The 17,780-nt window shown below is 63.8% G+C and carries 18 protein-coding genes and 2 pseudogenes; 14 read left to right on the forward strand and 6 right to left on the reverse strand.

Features of this window, described 5'->3' with window-relative positions; genetic code table 11:
• Positions 1–1,108: 1,108 nt before the first annotated feature.
• The 8 genes from SP5_RS00005 (at position 1,109) to SP5_RS18935 (ending at position 7,016) form a co-directional block, all read left to right on the forward strand.
• Complete coding sequence (locus SP5_RS00005) at positions 1,109–1,570, forward strand: hypothetical protein (RefSeq protein ID WP_157013524.1); 462 nt, start codon at positions 1,109–1,111, stop codon at positions 1,568–1,570.
• A 75-nt stretch (positions 1,571–1,645) separates the two neighbouring features.
• Entirely contained in the window at positions 1,646–2,461 is an 816-nt protein-coding gene (locus tag SP5_RS00010; protein ID WP_084220498.1) for a ribonuclease H-like domain-containing protein, read from the forward strand.
• An 84-nt stretch (positions 2,462–2,545) separates the two neighbouring features.
• The gene (locus tag SP5_RS19395; protein ID WP_042482270.1) at positions 2,546–3,160 is read left to right on the forward strand and encodes a hypothetical protein; all 615 of its coding nucleotides are present in this window, start codon (positions 2,546–2,548) and stop codon (positions 3,158–3,160) included.
• Positions 3,160–4,095, forward strand: a complete 936-nt coding sequence (locus SP5_RS19400) for an AAA family ATPase (protein ID WP_052811343.1) — start codon at positions 3,160–3,162, stop codon at positions 4,093–4,095. The genes SP5_RS19395 and SP5_RS19400 overlap by 1 nt, the downstream gene beginning before the upstream one ends.
• Before the next feature lie 90 nt (positions 4,096–4,185).
• Positions 4,186–4,722, forward strand: coding sequence for a hypothetical protein (locus SP5_RS00025; RefSeq protein ID WP_042482272.1), 537 nt, complete (start codon positions 4,186–4,188; stop codon positions 4,720–4,722).
• Between the two features lie 102 nt (positions 4,723–4,824).
• Positions 4,825–5,658 carry a 3'-5' exonuclease gene (locus tag SP5_RS00030; RefSeq protein ID WP_245613346.1) on the forward strand — a complete coding sequence of 278 codons (834 nt, stop codon included), beginning with the start codon at positions 4,825–4,827 and terminating at the stop codon, positions 5,656–5,658.
• A gap of 142 nt (positions 5,659–5,800) precedes the next feature.
• Positions 5,801–6,421 (forward strand): hypothetical protein, encoded by a 621-nt coding sequence (locus tag SP5_RS00035; protein ID WP_042482275.1) that lies wholly within the window; start codon positions 5,801–5,803, stop codon positions 6,419–6,421.
• A gap of 127 nt (positions 6,422–6,548) precedes the next feature.
• Positions 6,549–7,016 (forward strand): hypothetical protein, encoded by a 468-nt coding sequence (locus tag SP5_RS18935; protein WP_157013525.1) that lies wholly within the window; start codon positions 6,549–6,551, stop codon positions 7,014–7,016.
• Positions 7,017–7,067: 51 nt separating this feature from the next.
• Here SP5_RS18935 and SP5_RS00045 read toward each other — a convergent pair whose 3' ends face one another.
• On the reverse strand, positions 7,068–7,874 hold the full coding sequence (locus SP5_RS00045; RefSeq protein ID WP_042482279.1) for a hypothetical protein: 807 nt from the start codon (positions 7,872–7,874) through the stop codon (positions 7,068–7,070).
• 166 nt (positions 7,875–8,040) lie between these two features.
• Positions 8,041–8,337, reverse strand: coding sequence for a hypothetical protein (locus tag SP5_RS18940; protein WP_139330397.1), 297 nt, complete (start codon positions 8,335–8,337; stop codon positions 8,041–8,043).
• Between the two features lie 155 nt (positions 8,338–8,492).
• On the opposite strand from SP5_RS18940, the gene SP5_RS00050 reads away from it, so the two are divergent.
• From SP5_RS00050 to SP5_RS00065, 4 genes and pseudogenes are all read left to right on the forward strand, one after another.
• On the forward strand, positions 8,493–8,825 hold the full coding sequence (locus SP5_RS00050; protein ID WP_042482281.1) for an ArsR/SmtB family transcription factor: 333 nt from the start codon (positions 8,493–8,495) through the stop codon (positions 8,823–8,825).
• 11 nt (positions 8,826–8,836) lie between these two features.
• Complete coding sequence (gene arsC, locus SP5_RS00055) at positions 8,837–9,265, forward strand: arsenate reductase (glutaredoxin) (RefSeq protein ID WP_042482283.1); 429 nt, start codon at positions 8,837–8,839, stop codon at positions 9,263–9,265.
• Positions 9,265–10,551, forward strand: a complete 1,287-nt coding sequence (locus tag SP5_RS00060; RefSeq protein WP_042482285.1) for an arsenic transporter — start codon at positions 9,265–9,267, stop codon at positions 10,549–10,551. Before arsC ends, SP5_RS00060 begins: the two co-directional genes overlap by 1 nt.
• Positions 10,551–10,778, forward strand: a pseudogene (locus SP5_RS00065) (arsenical resistance protein ArsH); the annotation flags it as partial. The gene SP5_RS00060 and the pseudogene SP5_RS00065, both read left to right, overlap by 1 nt.
• 444 nt (positions 10,779–11,222) lie before the next feature.
• Here SP5_RS00065 and SP5_RS18945 read toward each other — a convergent pair.
• Positions 11,223–11,432, reverse strand: a complete 210-nt coding sequence (locus SP5_RS18945) for a hypothetical protein (protein WP_157013526.1) — start codon at positions 11,430–11,432, stop codon at positions 11,223–11,225.
• Positions 11,433–11,631: 199 nt separating this feature from the next.
• Complete coding sequence (locus tag SP5_RS00075) at positions 11,632–13,998, reverse strand: membrane-bound PQQ-dependent dehydrogenase, glucose/quinate/shikimate family (RefSeq protein ID WP_042482292.1); 2,367 nt, start codon at positions 13,996–13,998, stop codon at positions 11,632–11,634.
• A gap of 163 nt (positions 13,999–14,161) precedes the next feature.
• Here SP5_RS00075 and SP5_RS18630 point away from each other — a divergent pair.
• Positions 14,162–14,881: pseudogene (locus SP5_RS18630) on the forward strand (efflux RND transporter permease subunit); the annotation flags it as partial.
• A 247-nt stretch (positions 14,882–15,128) separates the two neighbouring features.
• A complete protein-coding gene (gene mazG, locus SP5_RS00090; RefSeq protein ID WP_042482297.1) occupies positions 15,129–15,902 on the forward strand; it encodes a nucleoside triphosphate pyrophosphohydrolase in 774 nt (257 codons plus the stop codon).
• Here the strand turns inward: mazG and hflX are convergent.
• Positions 15,883–17,175, reverse strand: a complete 1,293-nt coding sequence (gene hflX, locus SP5_RS00095; protein WP_042482299.1) for a GTPase HflX — start codon at positions 17,173–17,175, stop codon at positions 15,883–15,885. The two genes, mazG and hflX, sit on opposite strands and share 20 nt — an antisense overlap.
• A complete protein-coding gene (gene hfq / locus SP5_RS00100; RefSeq protein WP_281177287.1) occupies positions 17,172–17,774 on the reverse strand; it encodes an RNA chaperone Hfq in 603 nt (200 codons plus the stop codon). The genes hflX and hfq overlap by 4 nt, the downstream gene beginning before the upstream one ends.
• Positions 17,775–17,780 lie beyond the last annotated feature (6 nt).

A 17,780-nucleotide genomic window follows, 5' to 3' on the forward strand; every position in this document is an offset into this window, starting at 1 on the left:
CCGGGTGGCCTGGACATACGCGTCCGCCACCCGGTCACAAAGAGCTCTGCGACCGTGTTTGGTCTTGCGACCGGCTTTTACTGCAGGGTTTCGACGCCCCGGCCTGCGGAACTGAAAGTCTCGCAGGCCGCCTCAGGCTATAGCCGGATCGTTAACAAATTCCTAGCGGCGCGGTTGGTTGTGGTCTTCCGGGACAACCGACCGCATTCTGCAAACACCTCTGTTGTCCCGTAGAACCGGTACCAAACTGGGCTGTTGACCCAAAAATCGAGATTATCTGGGATATAGCCCATTTTGTGGACAAACCGCTTATCCGCAAAATACCTGATTTTTGGGACAAGGCGTTTTTGGGGCCATTCGCTGTCGATCCTTGCAACGGCTCAGAAAGCGCTGTTTTTGTAGCTATGCCGATTTTCGGGGCAAACGCGGATACGACTATGCCTGACTGCGGCATCAGACCATTCCATTGGGCGGTCGACTACCGGCAATCCACAGCCAAATCGCCCATAAGCCTTTGATTTAGCGTTTATCCTTAAAATGCGGTATTTTAGGTCAAACCAAAATATTGATTTTTGGGTCAAACCCGAAAACCTTATCCAGAAAATGCCCTATTTTTGCAGAATAGGGCGAAAAGCCGCCTCTGCGGACACCATCCGGCATTTTCCGGATAACCAGATTGGTACAAATTCGGACCTGCACCGCCGACCTCCATGGTCGGACGGGTAAAGGGATAAATTCATATCAGGCGCAATACCGTAGTTGTGTGGCAAGCCACACAACTACTGCGCCACCCCCGTGCTTCGGGGGTGGTTGGCTCGCATACGCTCGTTTGGGCTCGGCGCGAGGCGCCTCGGGTCGGACGCACGGCGTCCTCGGGCGCCCCGATGCGGCTTCGACCGCATCGGGGCTGGGGCGTTCGCTTGGCGCGAACGCCCGACCAACATAGAACCACCGACACTGTCGGGACATCATCATAAACGAACTCTACGCCGCGTTTAAGCATCTCGCCCGCCGTTTTCATGGCCGCTGGAGCAGGCTCGACGACGCACTGACCCGCATTCGGTCCACCAGCGGCGCAAAGACCAGCGAAGGCGAACGTACCCGCCGAATGCTCGTGAACGCCTTCCGAGTTCAGACCTATCCGGACAGCATTCGTGGGAGATTACAGACCGACCGGCTGAACGCGATGCGGGCGCTGGGCGAACCGCTGAGCAAGGCGCTCGGACATATCGTCACGATCGAGCTGGCCGAGGAGATGCTTAGCGCGCTGGATGATGCGGAACGCCAACGTGCCCGTGAGGTCGACGCCGCGTCAGATTTCGAGAAGAACGACACGGTCTACGGTCCTTTCGTCGCGGCGATGCACCGGCATGGCATCGTGCGTGGCGATCATGAGGTCATGACCGAGAAGGATTGGGCCGTCGTCGCCAAGTACATACGCCGCAAGGTCGCGGCCCGGCTGCGCGACGTCCCGCCCATTCGTACCGACAAGGAATGCCGCACCCCGGACGTGCGGCTTCATCCGTTTACCGCATGCCGCTTGATCAGGTGGATGGTGAGGAAAAGGTGAGAGGCACACCGGCCCCGCCGCCGCGCTGATCGTGCCCGCGGACATCGTCCCGCTTTCCAGAGCATGAGGTGACCTATGCGTTCTTCACAGCGCCCGTCTAGCCACGCCCGCGTACCGGGCTCCATCCTGGCCTATGACATCGAGACGATCGCCCCGGCGATGCCGGACGGTGCGTTCCCGCCCTGGCCGCTGCACCGGCCGGTGGCGATCGGCTTTGCCGCCGCGTCCCGCCGGAATGGCGAATGGACGTTCGACATCAAGGCGCTGGTCGCAACCGGCGATACCGACGAGGCCGATCTGATCCGCGCGGCCGACCGCCGCTTCTCCCAGGCGCAGGTCGTTACCGGCTATAACTCGACCCAGTTCGATGCGCTGGTCCTGCGGCTGGCCGCCCAGCGCTGCAGGTTGTGGAACCTGCCGGCGCTGGCAGATCATGCCGCCGCGCATCGCTATGGCGGCGAGCATCTTGATCTCGCCGACCGCTATGCGAGCTTCGGTCGCAAGGTGGGATTGGCGGCGCTGTGCGACCAGATCGGCATCCCGGTGAAGACCGATGTCGCGGGCGGCGATGTCGCCGCCTTGTGGGAGGCGGGCGAGCATGAACGCATCGGCCGCTATGTGATGGAGGATGCGGTCGCCACTCTCGTTCTGTGGTTCGCCTGGACGGCTGCGCGCCACGCTGACGAGGCGCTGGTGACGCGACCGCTGGCAGCGCTTGCGAGACGGATCGAGGCGACGCCGGAAATCCATCATCTCCACGCCTTCGTCGACTGTCCGCTGATGCGCTGGTCGCGCCCACGGGCGCTCGCCGCTGACGTGGGTGCCGCGCTGGACTGCGTCACCGCGACGCTCCGCCGTGAAGCCGATGAGCGGGCCTTCGCCGCCGCCTGACCACGACCATCATCAACGAGTCTCCCCGGACGGCCCGGCCATCAACGCAGATGGCCGGGCCGTTGTCATTTAAGGACCCCCGTCATGACCACCGACACCCTTGTCCTGTCCGTCGCCTGCATCCGCCAACCGGCCATGGCGCAACGACCGGCGCGCACTTTGCTGATCGGCGCCGCAACACTCGCGGTACGCCGAAGCTTCGGCACCTATGGCTTCGATCTCGTTGCCGACAGCACCACCGTCACCGACGATCCGGCCCAAACGATCGCCTGGCTGGCCGACCGCCTACGCCATCCGCCCGGAAGGCTGCTGCTATGGCGCGCCGAGGACATCGTCGTTCCTGCCCTGATCGAATGCGCCGGCACCGCGCGCAACGCGGTCGCCGCCGCCCGGATGTTGTGCGGACTGCATGCGGCGCTGGAAGGCGAGATGGTCGACGTCGCCGACGCCTTTGGCGGTTCCGCCGCGACGTCGTTCGACGCCATCGCCCACCGCGCCGGTCTGCCGTTCGTGCCGATGTCGGCCAACGCGCTCGCCGACGCGCACCGGAACGGCAATCACGGCGATATCGAAGATCACCTTGCCGCCCGTGCCAAAGCCACATGGCGTCTGTGGCTGGACGGCCAGCCGGACACTGGCCCGGTCCGCGCCGCCGCCGAAGCCTGGCTCGCCACACCGGCGGCAGAGGTGCGGTCGTGATGATGGTCATCAATTGCAGGCCGCATGTCCGTCCGTGCCGCTCGATCCCGTCCGACGGTCTGGCGGACAACGAATGGAGCACCTCAATCCCCACGCAGTATGCGATGCTCACCCAGCCGCTGCCGCTCGCCGGCGGCGCAATGCTGGAGCGCGCAGGCAGCAGCGGCGAGGCACGGCTGGCGGCGGCGCTGCGCGCCGAGGCACCGTGGATGGCGGCATTCGCCGACCGGATCGCAGAACGCGCCGCGCTGAGCATCTGGGCGGGGCGGCCATGGCTGGCGTTGCGCCCTATGTTGCTTGTCGGACCGCCGGGGGCGGGCAAGACGTATCTGGCGCGCAGGTTGGGGGCCTTGTCGGGCTGCGGCGATGCAGTGCTGTCCTTCGCCGGGGTCAACAGCAACGCGGTACTGGCGGGCAATCCGAGGGGCTTTCGGCATCCGCAGCCCAGCCTGCCTGCGATGATCATGCAGCGGACCAAAACCGCCAATCCGGTGATCGTCATCGATGAAGTCGAGAAGGCGGTGGCGAGCGACCTCGGCGATGCGGTCGCGACGCTGGTCGGCATGCTGGAGGGAGGTGGTGCCAGCCGCTACTTCGACGGCTGCCTCGCCGCCGAGATCGACCTGTCGCACATCAACTGGGTGATGACGGCCAACCGCATCGACCGATTGCCCGCAGCCCTTCTGTCGCGGGTCGAGGTCATCCACGTGTCGGGGCCACGACCGGAAGATGCCGAACTGGTGCTGCCCGCCCTCTGGCGGGACGTTGCCCATCAGCTCGGCCTGCCGCCATCGGCACTGCCGCAGGTCGAACAGGCCGCCGAAAACGCGCTGCTGCGCCTGTTCCGACGGACGCGCTCCATACGCCGGCTGAGCCAGGCGATCGAGACGCTGGTCGCCGTGTCGGCACGCCACCGGCTCCGCGAAGTCCATTGATGATCATCGAAGGCGGTGCGGTGAGCACCGTCAGGAACGGGAAAAAATGCTCCGGCCGGGAAGCGGCCGTCACCAGAAAGGAATGCACCCATGGAAATGATCGTCCGCCACCAGAACTTCATGCTCGCGCTGCGTCAGCTGATGGGCTGGCCCACCTTCGCGCCGGTGAACAACGCGATCGCATTTACCTCGGGCCAGACGATGTCAGCGCCGGTTGGCGTTGAGCTTGGCCGTATCGCACAGGCGCTGAACAAGGACCTTGTCTATTCGGGATGGTCGACCATCACCGCCAGGGAACCGGATGGCTTCGCGGTGGCCTTTCGCGATCTGGTCACGGTCGACATCATCGATCGGCTTGTTCCCTTCGCTGCGGACGATCGCGCACGCGTGATCCTGGTCAGCACCTCCACCGACGAGCATTTCGCGATCGACACGCGGGGTTCGCTGATCCGCATGGCGGGTCGGCCGAAGGCCGTGCGCGACGGCCGTGCGCTGGCGATGTCGCGGATCAAGGCGGTGGCCGCCACCCGCAGCAGCGACTTGCTGCCGGATAACCAGTTCGTTGCCACCGGTGCCGCCGTTACCTGCCCGCAGCCCTTGCACGAGACGATCGTCCGCTTCGCCTGACTTACCCGGCGGCACCAGTTGGTGGCCGCTAATTCCTGATTGTTCTAGAGACCTTACATGCCCCTCGAAGCCACAACGCCTCGCCCACGACGCAGCTGGATCGTGCTCGATATTGAGTCCGCCGTTCTCGATCATGCCGCCCACCAGCGCTACCAGCAGATGGAGCGCTGGACGCCGTCGCCGAACAAACCAATCCGCCGTGGCTACACCCGCAGCGAAGACCCGCTGACCTGTCCGCGATGGATTTTCCAGACGCTCTGCGTCGCGTCGATCATGGTGCTGGTCGAGGATGCTGAGGGCGGTTTTGATGTGCGAAGCTTCGAGACGTTGTCCGCCCCGGAATTGGATGAACGCGGTGTTGTGGCCGGCGTTCTTCGCGTGCTGGCCGACGCCCCGCCAGAGGCTGAACTCTGCACCTGGATGGGATTGGTCCATGACATCCCTGTGCTGATTGCGGCCGCGATGCGGCACGGTCTGTCGCTACCGAAATGCTGGGGCTGGCTATCGCATGGTGGTTTCCACCGCGACCGGCATATCGACCTGGCCCGCGCGCTGACCGCAGGCATGAAGATCAAGCCGATCCATCTGGCCGAGGTTCTCGCCGCGATGGACCTGCCAGGCAAGATCACCTGTCCGCCCTTCGCGGTCACCCGGCTGATCGAGACGGGACGATGGGAAGAGGTGGCGTCCGCCTGCGAGGTCGACGTCATCTCGACCGCACTGTTGCTGGCCCGCTGGCGGCGGCTGACGGACCCCCGCGCCGAAGCCGAGGCGGTCGAGGATCGCATCCTTCGCCGCGTCATCGAACAGCGACCGGATCGGGGATATATCGCAGCGTTGCAGGCGCATCGGGATCGGCGCTTCGCCGCAAAATATGCGAAAGCCGCCAACGATGCCGCGATCTTGGCGCCGTGGTTGGATCAGGACGCCGCCTGACCCTTCACCCTTGCTTCACCAACCTGCGTTAGCCTCGCCGTCATGACAAGGCTGGTCCTACTCTCACATGCGCCATTACGGAAAAACGCGGACAGCCTGTCTGCAAATTCTCGGCGTGGCGCATGAGGAAGTAGGACCTGTCATGTCCAAGCCCTTCGTTCCTGCCGAGGACGCCCGCCAACTCACCCGCGACGAAATCAAGGCGGAGCTGGTCAGGATCGATATGGCGCCCGGCGCCGCAATGACGCGCTGCGCCGACCAATTCGCCGCCGATTATCCGGGTGAAGGGCGTGATCTCCTACAGACGGCAATCGTCGGTGCGCTGACAACGCGTACGTGTCGTGAAGGTGTGTCGGGCGAGCGGTTCCTGGCGGGCATCATGCGCAGCATCGCCTCGACCCATCGCCGCGCTCGTGAACGGCGCGGCGAGGACGTCGTGTCGCTGCCAGTCGAGGTCCTGGCCGAACAAATGGCGATGGGCGGCTATACCGTCTTGGCGGCCGACGACGTCATCGAGATCGAACGCGTCCGGCTGGTGTGCGAACGCATCCTCGACCAGCTCAGTGCTGCCTCACCGCGTCAGGCCGCGCTGGTCGACGGGATCGGCCTTGGGTTGCGCGGGCAGGCGCTTGCCGACCACCTGGGCCTGTCCATGCAGGATCTCGCCACCGTGCGTCGCGCGCTGAAGCGTCACGCACAACGTCTGTGGATCGACTTCGATACGCAGATCTTCCGATCCGAGGCGTCAGCCGGCGCACAGTAAAAGATGGAGCCGCGTGGGCTTCTATCCAGCTTTCGCGCAATCCAGGGTGGCGCGGCACTGGCCGCAGACGAGATGGCAAGATCTGCTGTCAAGATGGCTGCACGTAAAAATCAACAAGGAGAGGTGAATGGAATATATTTCGCTAGCGGGCCTCGCGTGGCTGGCACGGTACGGCCTAAATATCGATTTGATGATGGATCGATGGAAAAATGGCCGTGGCGTCACACCTCGCCGCATATCATCCGACCAAAATCCAGATTGTAGAGATGAATATTTTCCTGACGGCGGCATCATCTATCATGGTAGATTTTGGCTGACGTATCAGATGCGTGATGGAATTTTTTATGACGAGATGCGCAATCGGCGTGCTAAACTGGTCATTCGAGGGAATACCCTTTCCGAAGCCGTTATCGCCAAGCTCTACCGATCCGCCACACCGCTCGGAGATGTCGTGGAATTACCCGAACATTTCATCGTTACCTTCGCCAATGCCAATATAATCCGAGCAAGGAATTTGGAAAAGAATGCGGTGGAGTTCCTGTTGCGGGTAGATTGGATGACGACCACGCAGGCTTACAACCTCGAGCGGATGTGAGCATATGTAACCCGTACTGACGCCGCCGGCGGCAGTACGGGCGCTGTTAGGTCAGCTTTCCATTTTACCCTGCTCGTCAGCGGTGCCGCCGCTCCAGATTTCACTCATCGGCATCGTATCGGGTTCAGCATCGCCCGCCGATACGGTCCCGCTACTGTGCGACCCTTCGATCGTCTCGGGCTGCTCGCTGCGGATTTGAATGTCGGCGTCGGTGTCAGCAACGGGTTCGCGATCGTCATGGTCGCCGTCCGGCCTGTCATTCGACTTGATCTCAGCCGAAGGCTGATCGCTCGCACCGAGTTCGACCCCGCCGACCTTGGTGATCGTGGGCTTATCCGACTGAATAGAAAGTTGCTCCAGCCGTCCGATCAGTCGATCTTCACGACGACGGGCATCATCGAGCTGAGCCCTGAGCTGGTTGCTTTCGGCTCTTGCGTTATCACGTTCCTGCTCCGTTTTAATCCAGCGCTCCATCAGCGTGCTAACCTCGGCTTCGCTCCTGCTGACGCGCTGTTCGGCCGTCGCGATACGGAGCGAAGCCTCGCGATGTATCGCATTGACCGTATCCCGGAAGGCGCTGAGCAAGGTATTCATTCCATCCGCTGTGAACCGGTCGAAAAGGCTCTCAAACGCTGCGCGGACTTCGGGCGGGACTTCGAGCGCCGGCGGAGCGTCCCTTTCAGCCCCGGCGGCCACCCAGAGCCTCACATTTTTGTAAAAGAGGCCGTTGGGCTCGACGCCCAACAAGGCCGCCGCCTTATTAATACAGCCATCCGGTTTCCACTGTCCGGACTTGACCAAATTTTCGAGCTTCTCCGCCAAGACATTGGGACGGAGCCAATCCTCACTCTTCTTCATGGTATCACTCGCCGTCTGCGAGCCCGACTGATCCTGCGAAAGCTGCGAGACCTGCGATATCGCAGGTCTCGCAGGAGACGGCATTCAACAGGTCGATCCGACTGGCACATTGTCATCTTGCGCCAGAGCCAATTGGGTCAGGCGCGGGATTTGGTGACGATGGCGGTTATGGTGCGGCCCAATGTTGGGGCGGACGATTCAACGACCGTTGCAGCGCAAGTGGGTCGAACGCAGCGCTAATACGACGGATGCCCGATTGCAGACGCAGCCAAACCAGCATGCCGATCGAAAATAGCGTCACGATGATCGACTGCAGGCAACGATATACACCGGCGCCGCCGCGACGGCGGTCAGCCCTTGCACCGACGATGCGCGACACGGCGGCAAGCAGTGTTCCGATCGCGTCACACCGCTGGGCGCTCAAGGGCGCAGACAGGGTCTGAGAAGGGGCCGAACTGCTCATTGTCTGTCTTTATAGGCTGGCGCGTCCACGCCGCCAACTCGATGGCAATCGCATGAAGAAAGTCTGCTCCTAGCAGAATCTGACTTGGGTAAGATCGGGTAGGCCGAAGCGATCCATTAGGATGACAATAGCGACGAATCCACTATGCTGGATATATGGAAACTGATTCGGCAATCGCTGCATTCGGCGCTCTCGCACAGGCAACGCGCCTAGAAGTGTTCCGCCTGCTGGTGCGCCACGAACCCGCCGGGATGGCCGCTGGCGAAATCGCCCGCCAACTCAAAGTCCCGCAGAACACCATGTCCGCGCACCTCGGTATTCTCGCCCGCGCGGGACTGGTCCGCTCCGAACGCCATAGCCGGTCTATCATCTACCGCGCCGACCTAGACGGCCTGCGGGCGCTGACGCTGTTCCTCGTCAAGGATTGCTGCGCCAGCAACGCGGAACTGTGCGCGCCGCTTATCGCCGAACTCGCCCCCTGCTGCTGAAAAGACGCCCCGTGGCTGTCGATATCGTCATCTATCACAATCCGGAATGCGGCACGTCGCGCAACGCCCTTGGGCTGATCCGCAATGCCGGCATCGAGCCGCATGTGGTCGAGTATCTGAAGACCCCACCCGCGCGTGCGCTGCTGGTCGCGCTGATCGACCGCGCCGGCATGACGCCCCGCGATCTGCTACGCGAGAAGGGGACGCCCTATGCGGAGCTGGGCTTGGGCGACACGTCGCTGTCCGATGAAGCGCTGATAGATGCGATGATGGCGCATCCCGTCCTCGTCAACCGACCCCTGGTCGTCTCGCCGCTCGGCGTGAAGCTGTGCCGCCCTTCTCAAGCCGTCCTTGATCTGCTGCCGAGCGGCCAGCTTGCCGCGTTCGCAAAGGAGGACGGCGAAGAGGTGGTCGATGCGTCGGGCCATCGCGTCGCCTGATGCTTCTTGCCATCCTGATCTTCGTCGCGACGATCACGCTCGTCATCTGGCAGCCCAAAGGCCTTGGGATCGGGTGGAGCGCGATGGGCGGGGCCGTCGTGGCGCTGCTCGCGGGCGTCGTCACCCTATCCGACGTGCCAGTGGTATGGGGCATCGTATGGAACGCGACCGCTGCGTTCGTCGCGATCATCCTCATCAGCCTGTTGCTCGATGAAGCCGGGTTCTTCGAGTGGGCGGCGCTGCATGTCGCCCGCTGGGGCGGGGGGAATGGTTGTCGGCTGTTCGTTCTGATCGTGCTGCTCGGCGCAGGCGTGTCCGCGCTGTTCGCCAATGACGGTGCGGCGCTGATCCTGACGCCGATCGTCATCGCCATGCTGCGGGCGCTGGGGTTCGAGGACAAGGCGACGCTGGCGTTCGTCATGGCGGCCGGGTTCATTGCCGACACCGCCAGCCTGCCGCTGGTCGTGTCGAACCTCGTCAACATCGTGTCGGCCGACTTTTTCCAAGTCGGGTTCGGTGACTATGCGTCCGTTATGGTGCCGGTCGACCTCGTGTCGATCGCTGCGACGCTGGCGGCGCTGCTGCTGTTCTTCTGGCGCGACATACCGACAGACTATGACGTGCGGGCGCTGCGCGCGCCGCGCGAGGCGATCCGCGATGCCGCAACGTTCCGCGCTGGATGGATCGTGCTCGCTTTGCTGCTCGCCGGCTTCTTCCTGCTCGAACCGCTCGGCGTGCCGGTCAGCGCCGTGGCCGCTGCCGGCGCGATCCTGCTGCTTGTGATCGCAGGGAGGGGCCACGTGATCCCAACGGCCAAGGTGCTGAGCGGCGCCCCGTGGCAGGTCGTGATCTTCTCGCTCGGCATGTACTTGGTCGTCTATGGCCTACGGAACGCAGGGTTGACCAATCATCTGGCGGCGCTGCTCGATAGCAGCGCGCAAGGCGGCGTGTGGGGCGCTGCGCTGGGCACGGGCGTCATCGCAGCGGTCCTGTCGTCGGTGATGAACAACATGCCGACCGTGCTGGTGGGCGCTCTGTCGATCGACGCAACGCACGCGACCGGGGCCGTCAGGGAAGCGATGATCTACGCCAACGTGATCGGCTGCGACCTCGGCCCCAAGCTGACGCCGATCGGCTCGCTCGCGACGCTGCTGTGGCTGCATGTCCTAGGGCAGAAGGGCGTCAGGATCGGATGGGGCTATTACTTCCGGGTCGGGGTCACGCTGACTCTGCCTGTCCTGCTCATAACGCTAGCGGCGCTCGCGCTGCGAATTGGGATTGCCTGATGCCCCTCCGCGACCTTGCCGACGCCGACCATCTGCCCGCGCTCGACCGGCGCTACGCGCTCGATCGGCCCGTCCTCGGGCTGGGCGCTGGCGATCCGCCGCCCCGCATCCTGCTGCTCTACGGGGCGCTGCGTGAGCGGTCTTATCCGCGCCTGTGCATCGAGGAGGCGGCGCGACTGCTCCGTTTCTTCGGCTGCGAAACGCGCATCTTCGATCCATCGAGGCTGCTGAATCTGTGGTAGGCAAGGCGCATTGATCTGGGCACCAAACTGTAGCACATAGCCTTTCGGACGATCTAGAAACCGCAGTTTTCTGCGGGTTTCAGTGTGGCAAAATCATGGAACGGAATCCCTTCACCCGCTCCCCATTAGCGCGAACCCCCGGATTTCCGCTATTCCGGCGTCCGGCCGCGCTTGGCGGGACACCGGGCTGCAACATCAGGCTGCGCGCACACCGCCGTCGTCCACCCGCAGTCGAAGTCCGCGCCGGTGATCGTATAAGACGTGGATGTGACCTTGCCCACCTATCTCTACCAGCGAAGCGCCGCCAACCATTTTATGAGCAAGACGGCCGACCCGGTCGAGGCCGGACGCCTCGTCCCCCGGCTGTCGGCCCGATGGGAGATGATGGCCTTGCACCGAAACTCGCATGGGCAACGCCCGCGGCGGGCACTACGAATTCCCCGTTGAAACAGGCCCTTGGGGAAATCCAAACGATGGAAACCAAGACGGCGCGCAGCGATCCGTACAGCCTTGGTTGGCCCCGTTTTTATGCAAGCGCTGGTCGATATCTTCGAAAATATGGTGATCAATATATGCGGCAAAATTTCTCGCGGGGATCAAGGCGCCAAGCAGGTCATCATCAATGACATCATCGGCCATATCCGGGCGGCTACAAATCCCGCAAGCCAGGGTTCGCTAAGGCCGGTGCGGCAATCATTCGGACGCGGCTTGGCCTGCTGTGCGACGCGACGCCGAACCTGACGGCGCATCGCACATTTGCCCCGCTGTCGCGGCACGATCGCTCGCGGACGGGATCGTACAAGGAATGCCCATTGCGGCGAAAGGCATCGATCTTTCGTCAGCGTCTCGGCAGTGCATAGGCGAGCGTGTAATCCCCGTATCGCGTGCCCAGCGCGCCATGACCGCCTGCGGTGATGACGACATATTGCCGCCCGTCCCGACCGCGATAGGTCATCGGCGTCGCCTGCGCCCCGGCGGGCAGCCGTGCCTTCCAAACCACTTTGCCCGTATTGAGGTCGTAAGCGCGCAGATACTGGTCCGTCGTCGCCCCGATAAAGGCGAGTCCGCCCGCAGTGATGATGGATCCACCCAGATTCGGGACGCCGGTTTTGATCGGCACGCCCAGGTGCGACCCGAACAGTCCGGTGTCGCGCGCGGTGCCCAGCACTTTCCTCCACAGCACGCGCCGGGTGCCGAGATCGACTGCGGTCAAATGCCCCCAGGGCGGCGCGACGCACGGAGCGCCGAAGATGCCGACCCATGCCTTCACCACCGCGACATAGGGCGTGTTGTACTGGGTCTGGAGCTGCGCCTGCATGGCGTTCTCGCCGCCCTGCTTCTGCTTCATCATCGGCGCGACCCGTGGATCGTCGCGCCGCATCAGCCATAGCTTGAACGGCATCTCCATCGTGTTGACAGTCATGATCCCGCGCACGGGATCGACAGCCGCGCCGCCCCAGTCGGTGACCCCGTCGAACGCCGGATGACCGATGATCGGCTTCAGCCCCATCGGCTGGTAGATGCCGGTCCCCTGTGCGCGGCGGATGTCGATGCGGCAGAACAGTTGGTCGATCGGCGTTGCCCCCCAGGTCGCAACTTCGGTTGGCGCAGGCGGCGTGAAGCTGGGCATGCCGGTCGAGAAGGGCTGCGTCGGCGAGACGCGGACGCCCGGCGTCGCGCCATCGGTGCGCACCGGCCGCTCGGTGATCGCGGCGATCGGCGCGCCGGTCAGGCGGTTGAGAAAGAAGACCTGCCCCATCTTCGTCGTCTGGATCAGTGCGGGGATCACTTGGCCATCGGGCGCGCGATAGTCGAACAGCGACGGACCGATCGGCAGGTCCATGTCCCACATGTCACGGTGGACCAGCTGCCGCGTCCAGCGCAACTTCCCCGTTGCCACCTCCAGCGCGACGATAGACGAACCGAAGCGGTCGTCGAACGGTCGGCGGTAACCGATCCAATAATCCGGCGAGGCATTGCCCGTGCCGAGATAGACGAGACCGTTGGCCGCATCAGCCGTGATCGCGCCCCAGACGTTGGGCGTACCACGCGTGTAGGTCTGCCCCGCCGGCAGCGGCGCGATCGCGTCCGGCGAACGGCCCACGTCCCACGCCCAGACCGGCGCGCCCGACACCGGATCATAGGCCCGCACGACGCCGGACGGGATGTCGCGGTTGACGTTGTCGATGATCCGCTCGCCGATGATGAGCCGACCGTTGACCACCACCGGTGGCGTCGTGCCAATTTGGTCGGATGGCTTGGACGTGCCCATATTGGCGCGCAGGTCGATCGCGCCGCCGCTGGCGAAGCTCGGGCACAGGCGTCCCGTGTCCGCGTCCAGCGCGACCAACCGGGCGTTGAACGTCGGCGCGAAGATGCGACGAGGGCATGGAGTCCCCGCCGGTGCCTCGAAATAGGTGACGCCACGGCAGACGAGATAGTTATTGCCCTCGATCTTCGCATTCTCGTGCCAGCTCCACTTGGTCTTGCCAGTGGTCGCATCGATCGCCTGCACGAAGGAATGGGGCGTACAGGTGAAAAGCGTGTCGCCGATGTGGATCGGCGTCGCTTCGGAGTGATATTCGCGCTTATGCTCCTTGGATTCGGCTTCCATTGGCAGGTCGCCGGTGCGCTGCGTCCAGGCAAGCTCCAGCCGTCCGACATTCCCCGGCGTGATGTCGGCCAGCGCGGAATAGCGCCGTCCCGACAGCGTGCCGCCGTAATCGCGCCAGTCCGCGTCGGCCTCGCCCGTGGGTGCGGCTGGAAGCACAGCGCCTTGGGGCGCCTCCTGTGCGGTGATCGGATCGCCGTGGAGGATGACGCCGCCGACCCCGAGGGCGAGCACCGCCGCGGCGACTGCGGGCGCGGCATGGGCACGCGATCGCCAGGATCGGGATCGCCAACCCGTCAGCAGGACGAGCACCAGCAATACGGTGGGAGCGACGAGACGGGGAACCAGTTGCAGGGCGTCAAGGCCGACCTCCCAAAGCGACCACAGGAGCGTTCCGACCCAGATCCCTACAAACAGCCAGCGGCCGAGGGGTTTGTCACGGCCGATCAACGCCCCGCTGGCGATCATCGCGATCCCGGCAATGACATAATAGGTCGATCCGCCAATCGATGCGAGTACCCCGCCCGCCACCGCGAAGAAGCCGCCGAGAATAGCGACGAACCAACCCAGGCCCCGGACCAACACCCCCCTCATCACCCAATCTCCCGGCGTTTACAGCCGCTCAACGCCTGTCACGAGGAAAAGTCGCCGCCGCGCCAATAAACCCAGCGCACGAAGCTGCTGCACGGCCGGATCGACGAAAACCGTAAAGCTATGGACTTAGGTGAAATCCATCGGACACAGCCCATTCGGGGCCGGGCGACTGGTCGAACTGGGCGAGGTGATCGATGCGCGTCTCGAGCGTGGCAGTCCGATCCTGTTCCGGCGCGACGCCGGCGCAGCGGACATGGTGACCGCGGAATTGGCGGGGACGTTCGAGGCTCCGGTCTGTGGCATCATCGCGATCAATCGCGCGATCGCGGCGCATGACTGGGCGGCGCAGGGACTGGTCCGGCCGGTGACCCGCCTGCACGGTCGACCGGAGGATGAACGGCGACCGACGATCCTGTGGGACGGCGAATGGGAGATCACCTGGGTCACCTTCCGCGACATGGGGCCACGTTCGGTGCGGCGTTGCTCGGCATCTACGTCCTTGTCATCGCGCAATTCTGCAGCTTCCGCCTGCCGCTCATCGGTATCGTTATCGGTCACCTGATCTTCGGCGCATCGTTCACCGCCACCTCTATGATCGGCTTCATCGCGCTGGCGGGCATCATCGTGCGCAACTCGATCCTGCTGGTCGATTTCATTCGCCACGGCCGACCCCCCGACAGAGCGCTGCGCGAGGTGTTGATCGAGGCCGGGGCAATCCGCTTCAAGCCGATCCTGCTGATCGCATTGGCGGCCATGATCGGTGCCGCCGTGATCCTGACCGACCCGATCTTCCAGGGACTTGCGATCTCGCCGCTATTCGGCCTCAACGCTGCTGACGGTACTACTCATTCCAGCTATCTACGTCATCTTCTACCGTTGCTGACCTTATCGCACAACGGAATGCCCCGCTTGCCCGGACAGCAGGCCACTGGGGTCGAATAGTCGCACCTCGGCACCAGACAGGACCGGAAGACGCGCCACTCCCTTGACCGCGAGACGACGGAACGACCGCTCGCTTGCCGAGCTATGGAACAGGAGGACAGGCAGCGGCTGAGCATCGTCCACGCCTTGGATGGCTCCGCACGGCTCCCGCTGCTACCATATGGTGTCATTTCCTTCTGGCAAAGAATATGTCCTCCCCATTCGCTGGAACAAGGAGCGCCGATTTGGAACGTCTGCTGACCATCATGAAACGCCTCCGCGATCCGCAGAGCGGTTGCGAATGGGATATAGCGCAAAGCTTCGAGAGCATCGCGCCTTACACCATCGAGGAAGCGCATGAAGTCGCCGATGCCATCGCGCGCGGAGACATGGCGGACTTGCAGGACGAACTCGGCGATCTCCTCCTGCAAGTGGTCTTCCATGCACAGATTGCCGAGGATCACGGGCAGTTCGCCTTTCCCGATGTCGTCGCGGCGATCAGCGACAAGATGGAACGGCGCCACCCTCATATCTTCGGCGATCACGCCGAAGGTGGCCATCATCTGTGGGAACAGATCAAGGCCGAGGAACGCAGGGCCAAAGCAGCGGGTGGTGCGCTGGACGGTGTGGCACTGGGCCTCCCGGCGTTGATGCGAGCGGAAAAACTTCAGAAGCGTGCCGCCAGAGTCGGCTTCGACTGGCCCGATGCCCAAGGATCGCGCGCGAAGGTCGACGAGGAGATTCGGGAAATCACCGAAGCCCCGCCCGAGATGCTGGCGGAGGAATTCGGCGACTTGCTGTTCTCGGTCGTCAACTGGGCGCGCCATTGCGGCGTGGATGCCGAAGCGGCGCTCCGTTATGCCAATGGCAAGTTCGAGCGCCGCTTTCGGGCGATGGAAGCACAGGCGGGCGACGCATTCCCCGCGCTCGATCTGGAAGCCAAGGAAGCCCTATGGCAGACCGTCAAGCATCGCGACGGGTGAACCGTTCATAGTCGGACTCGGCAAGGCGGACATCGTAGACCGCCCGGTCGTCCTCGATCACCTGATCCAGCACCTCGCCATGGGCGTGCAACCAGGCGGCCCCCGCCCCGTCGCCCGCGTCCAGCGTGACGCGGTACCGCCGATGCCCGGCGGTCAGCGTCGCCGCGACGTGTTCGATCAGGTCGTCAATGCCCTCCCCCGTCATCGCCGACACCGCGACGATATGGGGGCGGCGTTCGGCATCGACCAGCACATCCTCGCGGGTGTCCCCCTCGATCAGGTCGATCTTGTTCCACGCCTCGAACCGCGGCGTTTCGGGATCGACACCGATCTCGGTCAGCACGGCCTCGACATCCGCGCGCTGCGCCTCGGTGTCGGGGTGCGCGATGTCGCGGACATGGATCAGCAGATCCGCCGAAACCACCTCTTCCAGCGTCGCCTTGAATGCGGCGACCAGCTGCGTCGGCAGATCGGAGACGAAGCCCACCGTGTCGGACAGGATCGCCTTGTCGATGCCGGGCAAGGAAAGCTGGCGCAAGGTCGGATCAAGCGTGGCGAAGAGAAGATCCTTCGCCATGACATGAGCGCCAGTCAAGCGATTAAAAAGCGTCGATTTTCCGGCATTTGTATAGCCGACCAACGCGATCACCGGCCAAGGCGCGCGCTGACGGCGTTCGCGATGGAGGCCGCGCGTCCGGCTGACCTGATCCAGTTCGCGCCGGAGCCGCGCCATGCGATCGCGGATCATCCGGCGATCGGCCTCGATCTGCGTTTCCCCCGGACCGCCCAGGAAGCCGAAGCCGCCGCGCTGCCGCTCCAGATGAGTCCAGCTGCGCACCAACCGGCCCGCTTGATAGTCGAGATGCGCGAGTTCGACCTGCAACCGCCCTTCGGCGGTGGCGGCGCGCTCGCCGAAGATTTCAAGGATCAGGCCGGTCCGGTCTATGACCTTGGCCTCCAGCGCGGTTTCAAGGTTGCGCTGCTGCACCGGGGTCAGCGAGGCGTCAAAGACGACCAACTGGGCTTCTTCCATCCGGACCTGCTGCGCGACCTGCTCGACCTGGCCGCTGCCGATCAGCGTGGCGGGCTTGGGGGTGCGGACGCGGACCGCCACGCGCTCGACCACATCCAGGCCGATCGCCATGGCGAGTCCGGCGGTTTCCTCCAGACGCGCTTCGGCGTCACGCACGGCATCGCCCTGGTCGGGCAGGACGATGACCGTGCGGGCGCCGCGCGTGAATTCACCGCGATCGCGATCGAAACCCGTGCTCAATCCTCGGCCGATCCCGCCTGCTCTTCGGCCAGGTTCAGCGGCCGTGCGGGCTGAATGGTCGAAACGGCGTGCTTGTAGACGAGCTGGGCCATGCCCTCACGCTGAAGCAACATGCAGAACAGGTCGAAGCCCGCAATCTGGCCCTGCAGCATGACGCCGTTGATCAGGAACATGGTGACGGGGTCTTCGGACTTGCGCACCGCGTTCAGGAAAATTTCCTGCAAAAGCGGATTCTTGCGCTGCTGTTCGTTCACGCCGTCAACGATCGCCGCGACGTCCAGCGGGCCGGATGGCATGATGGTGGAGATGGCGTGCTTGTAGATCAGCTGCGACTGGCCATCGCGGCGCAGCAGCACCGAGAAATTGTCGAACCAGGTGACGATGCCCTGGAGCTTGACACCTTTGACGAGGAACATGGTCACAGGCGCCTTGGAACGGCGCAGTGCGTTCAGAAACAGGTCCTGTAGCGAACCCGATTTGTCGGCCATGGGAAAGCCCTTGTTCTTGGCGGGTCCGTGCCCGCGAGTAGCGCCGTTTCCCGGCGTCGGAATTGCGCCCGTGTGCCGGGCGCATCCGGTATTTATGGTCTCGGCAGGCATTCGTCC

Source organism: Sphingomonas parapaucimobilis NBRC 15100 (assembly GCF_000787715.1).
Classification (GTDB): Bacteria; Pseudomonadota; Alphaproteobacteria; order Sphingomonadales; family Sphingomonadaceae; genus Sphingomonas; species Sphingomonas parapaucimobilis.

Coding starts and splice junctions, on each gene's coding strand:
- SP5_RS00005 (WP_157013524.1), top strand. CDS start 1,109: ATGCTCGTGAACGCCTTCCGAGTTCAGACCTATCCGGACAGCATTCGT.
- SP5_RS00010 (WP_084220498.1), top strand. CDS start 1,646: ATGCGTTCTTCACAGCGCCCGTCTAGCCACGCCCGCGTACCGGGCTCC.
- SP5_RS19395 (WP_042482270.1), top strand. CDS start 2,546: ATGACCACCGACACCCTTGTCCTGTCCGTCGCCTGCATCCGCCAACCG.
- SP5_RS19400 (WP_052811343.1), top strand. CDS start 3,160: ATGATGGTCATCAATTGCAGGCCGCATGTCCGTCCGTGCCGCTCGATC.
- SP5_RS00025 (WP_042482272.1), top strand. CDS start 4,186: ATGGAAATGATCGTCCGCCACCAGAACTTCATGCTCGCGCTGCGTCAG.
- SP5_RS00035 (WP_042482275.1), top strand. CDS start 5,801: ATGTCCAAGCCCTTCGTTCCTGCCGAGGACGCCCGCCAACTCACCCGC.
- SP5_RS18935 (WP_157013525.1), top strand. CDS start 6,549: ATGGAATATATTTCGCTAGCGGGCCTCGCGTGGCTGGCACGGTACGGC.
- SP5_RS00045 (WP_042482279.1), bottom strand. CDS start 7,874: ATGAAGAAGAGTGAGGATTGGCTCCGTCCCAATGTCTTGGCGGAGAAG.
- SP5_RS18940 (WP_139330397.1), bottom strand. CDS start 8,337: ATGAGCAGTTCGGCCCCTTCTCAGACCCTGTCTGCGCCCTTGAGCGCC.
- SP5_RS00050 (WP_042482281.1), top strand. CDS start 8,493: ATGGAAACTGATTCGGCAATCGCTGCATTCGGCGCTCTCGCACAGGCA.
- SP5_RS00060 (WP_042482285.1), top strand. CDS start 9,265: ATGCTTCTTGCCATCCTGATCTTCGTCGCGACGATCACGCTCGTCATC.
- SP5_RS18945 (WP_157013526.1), bottom strand. CDS start 11,432: ATGGCCGATGATGTCATTGATGATGACCTGCTTGGCGCCTTGATCCCC.
- SP5_RS00075 (WP_042482292.1), bottom strand. CDS start 13,998: ATGAGGGGGGTGTTGGTCCGGGGCCTGGGTTGGTTCGTCGCTATTCTC.
- mazG (WP_042482297.1), top strand. CDS start 15,129: ATGTCCTCCCCATTCGCTGGAACAAGGAGCGCCGATTTGGAACGTCTG.
- hfq (WP_281177287.1), bottom strand. CDS start 17,774: ATGCCTGCCGAGACCATAAATACCGGATGCGCCCGGCACACGGGCGCA.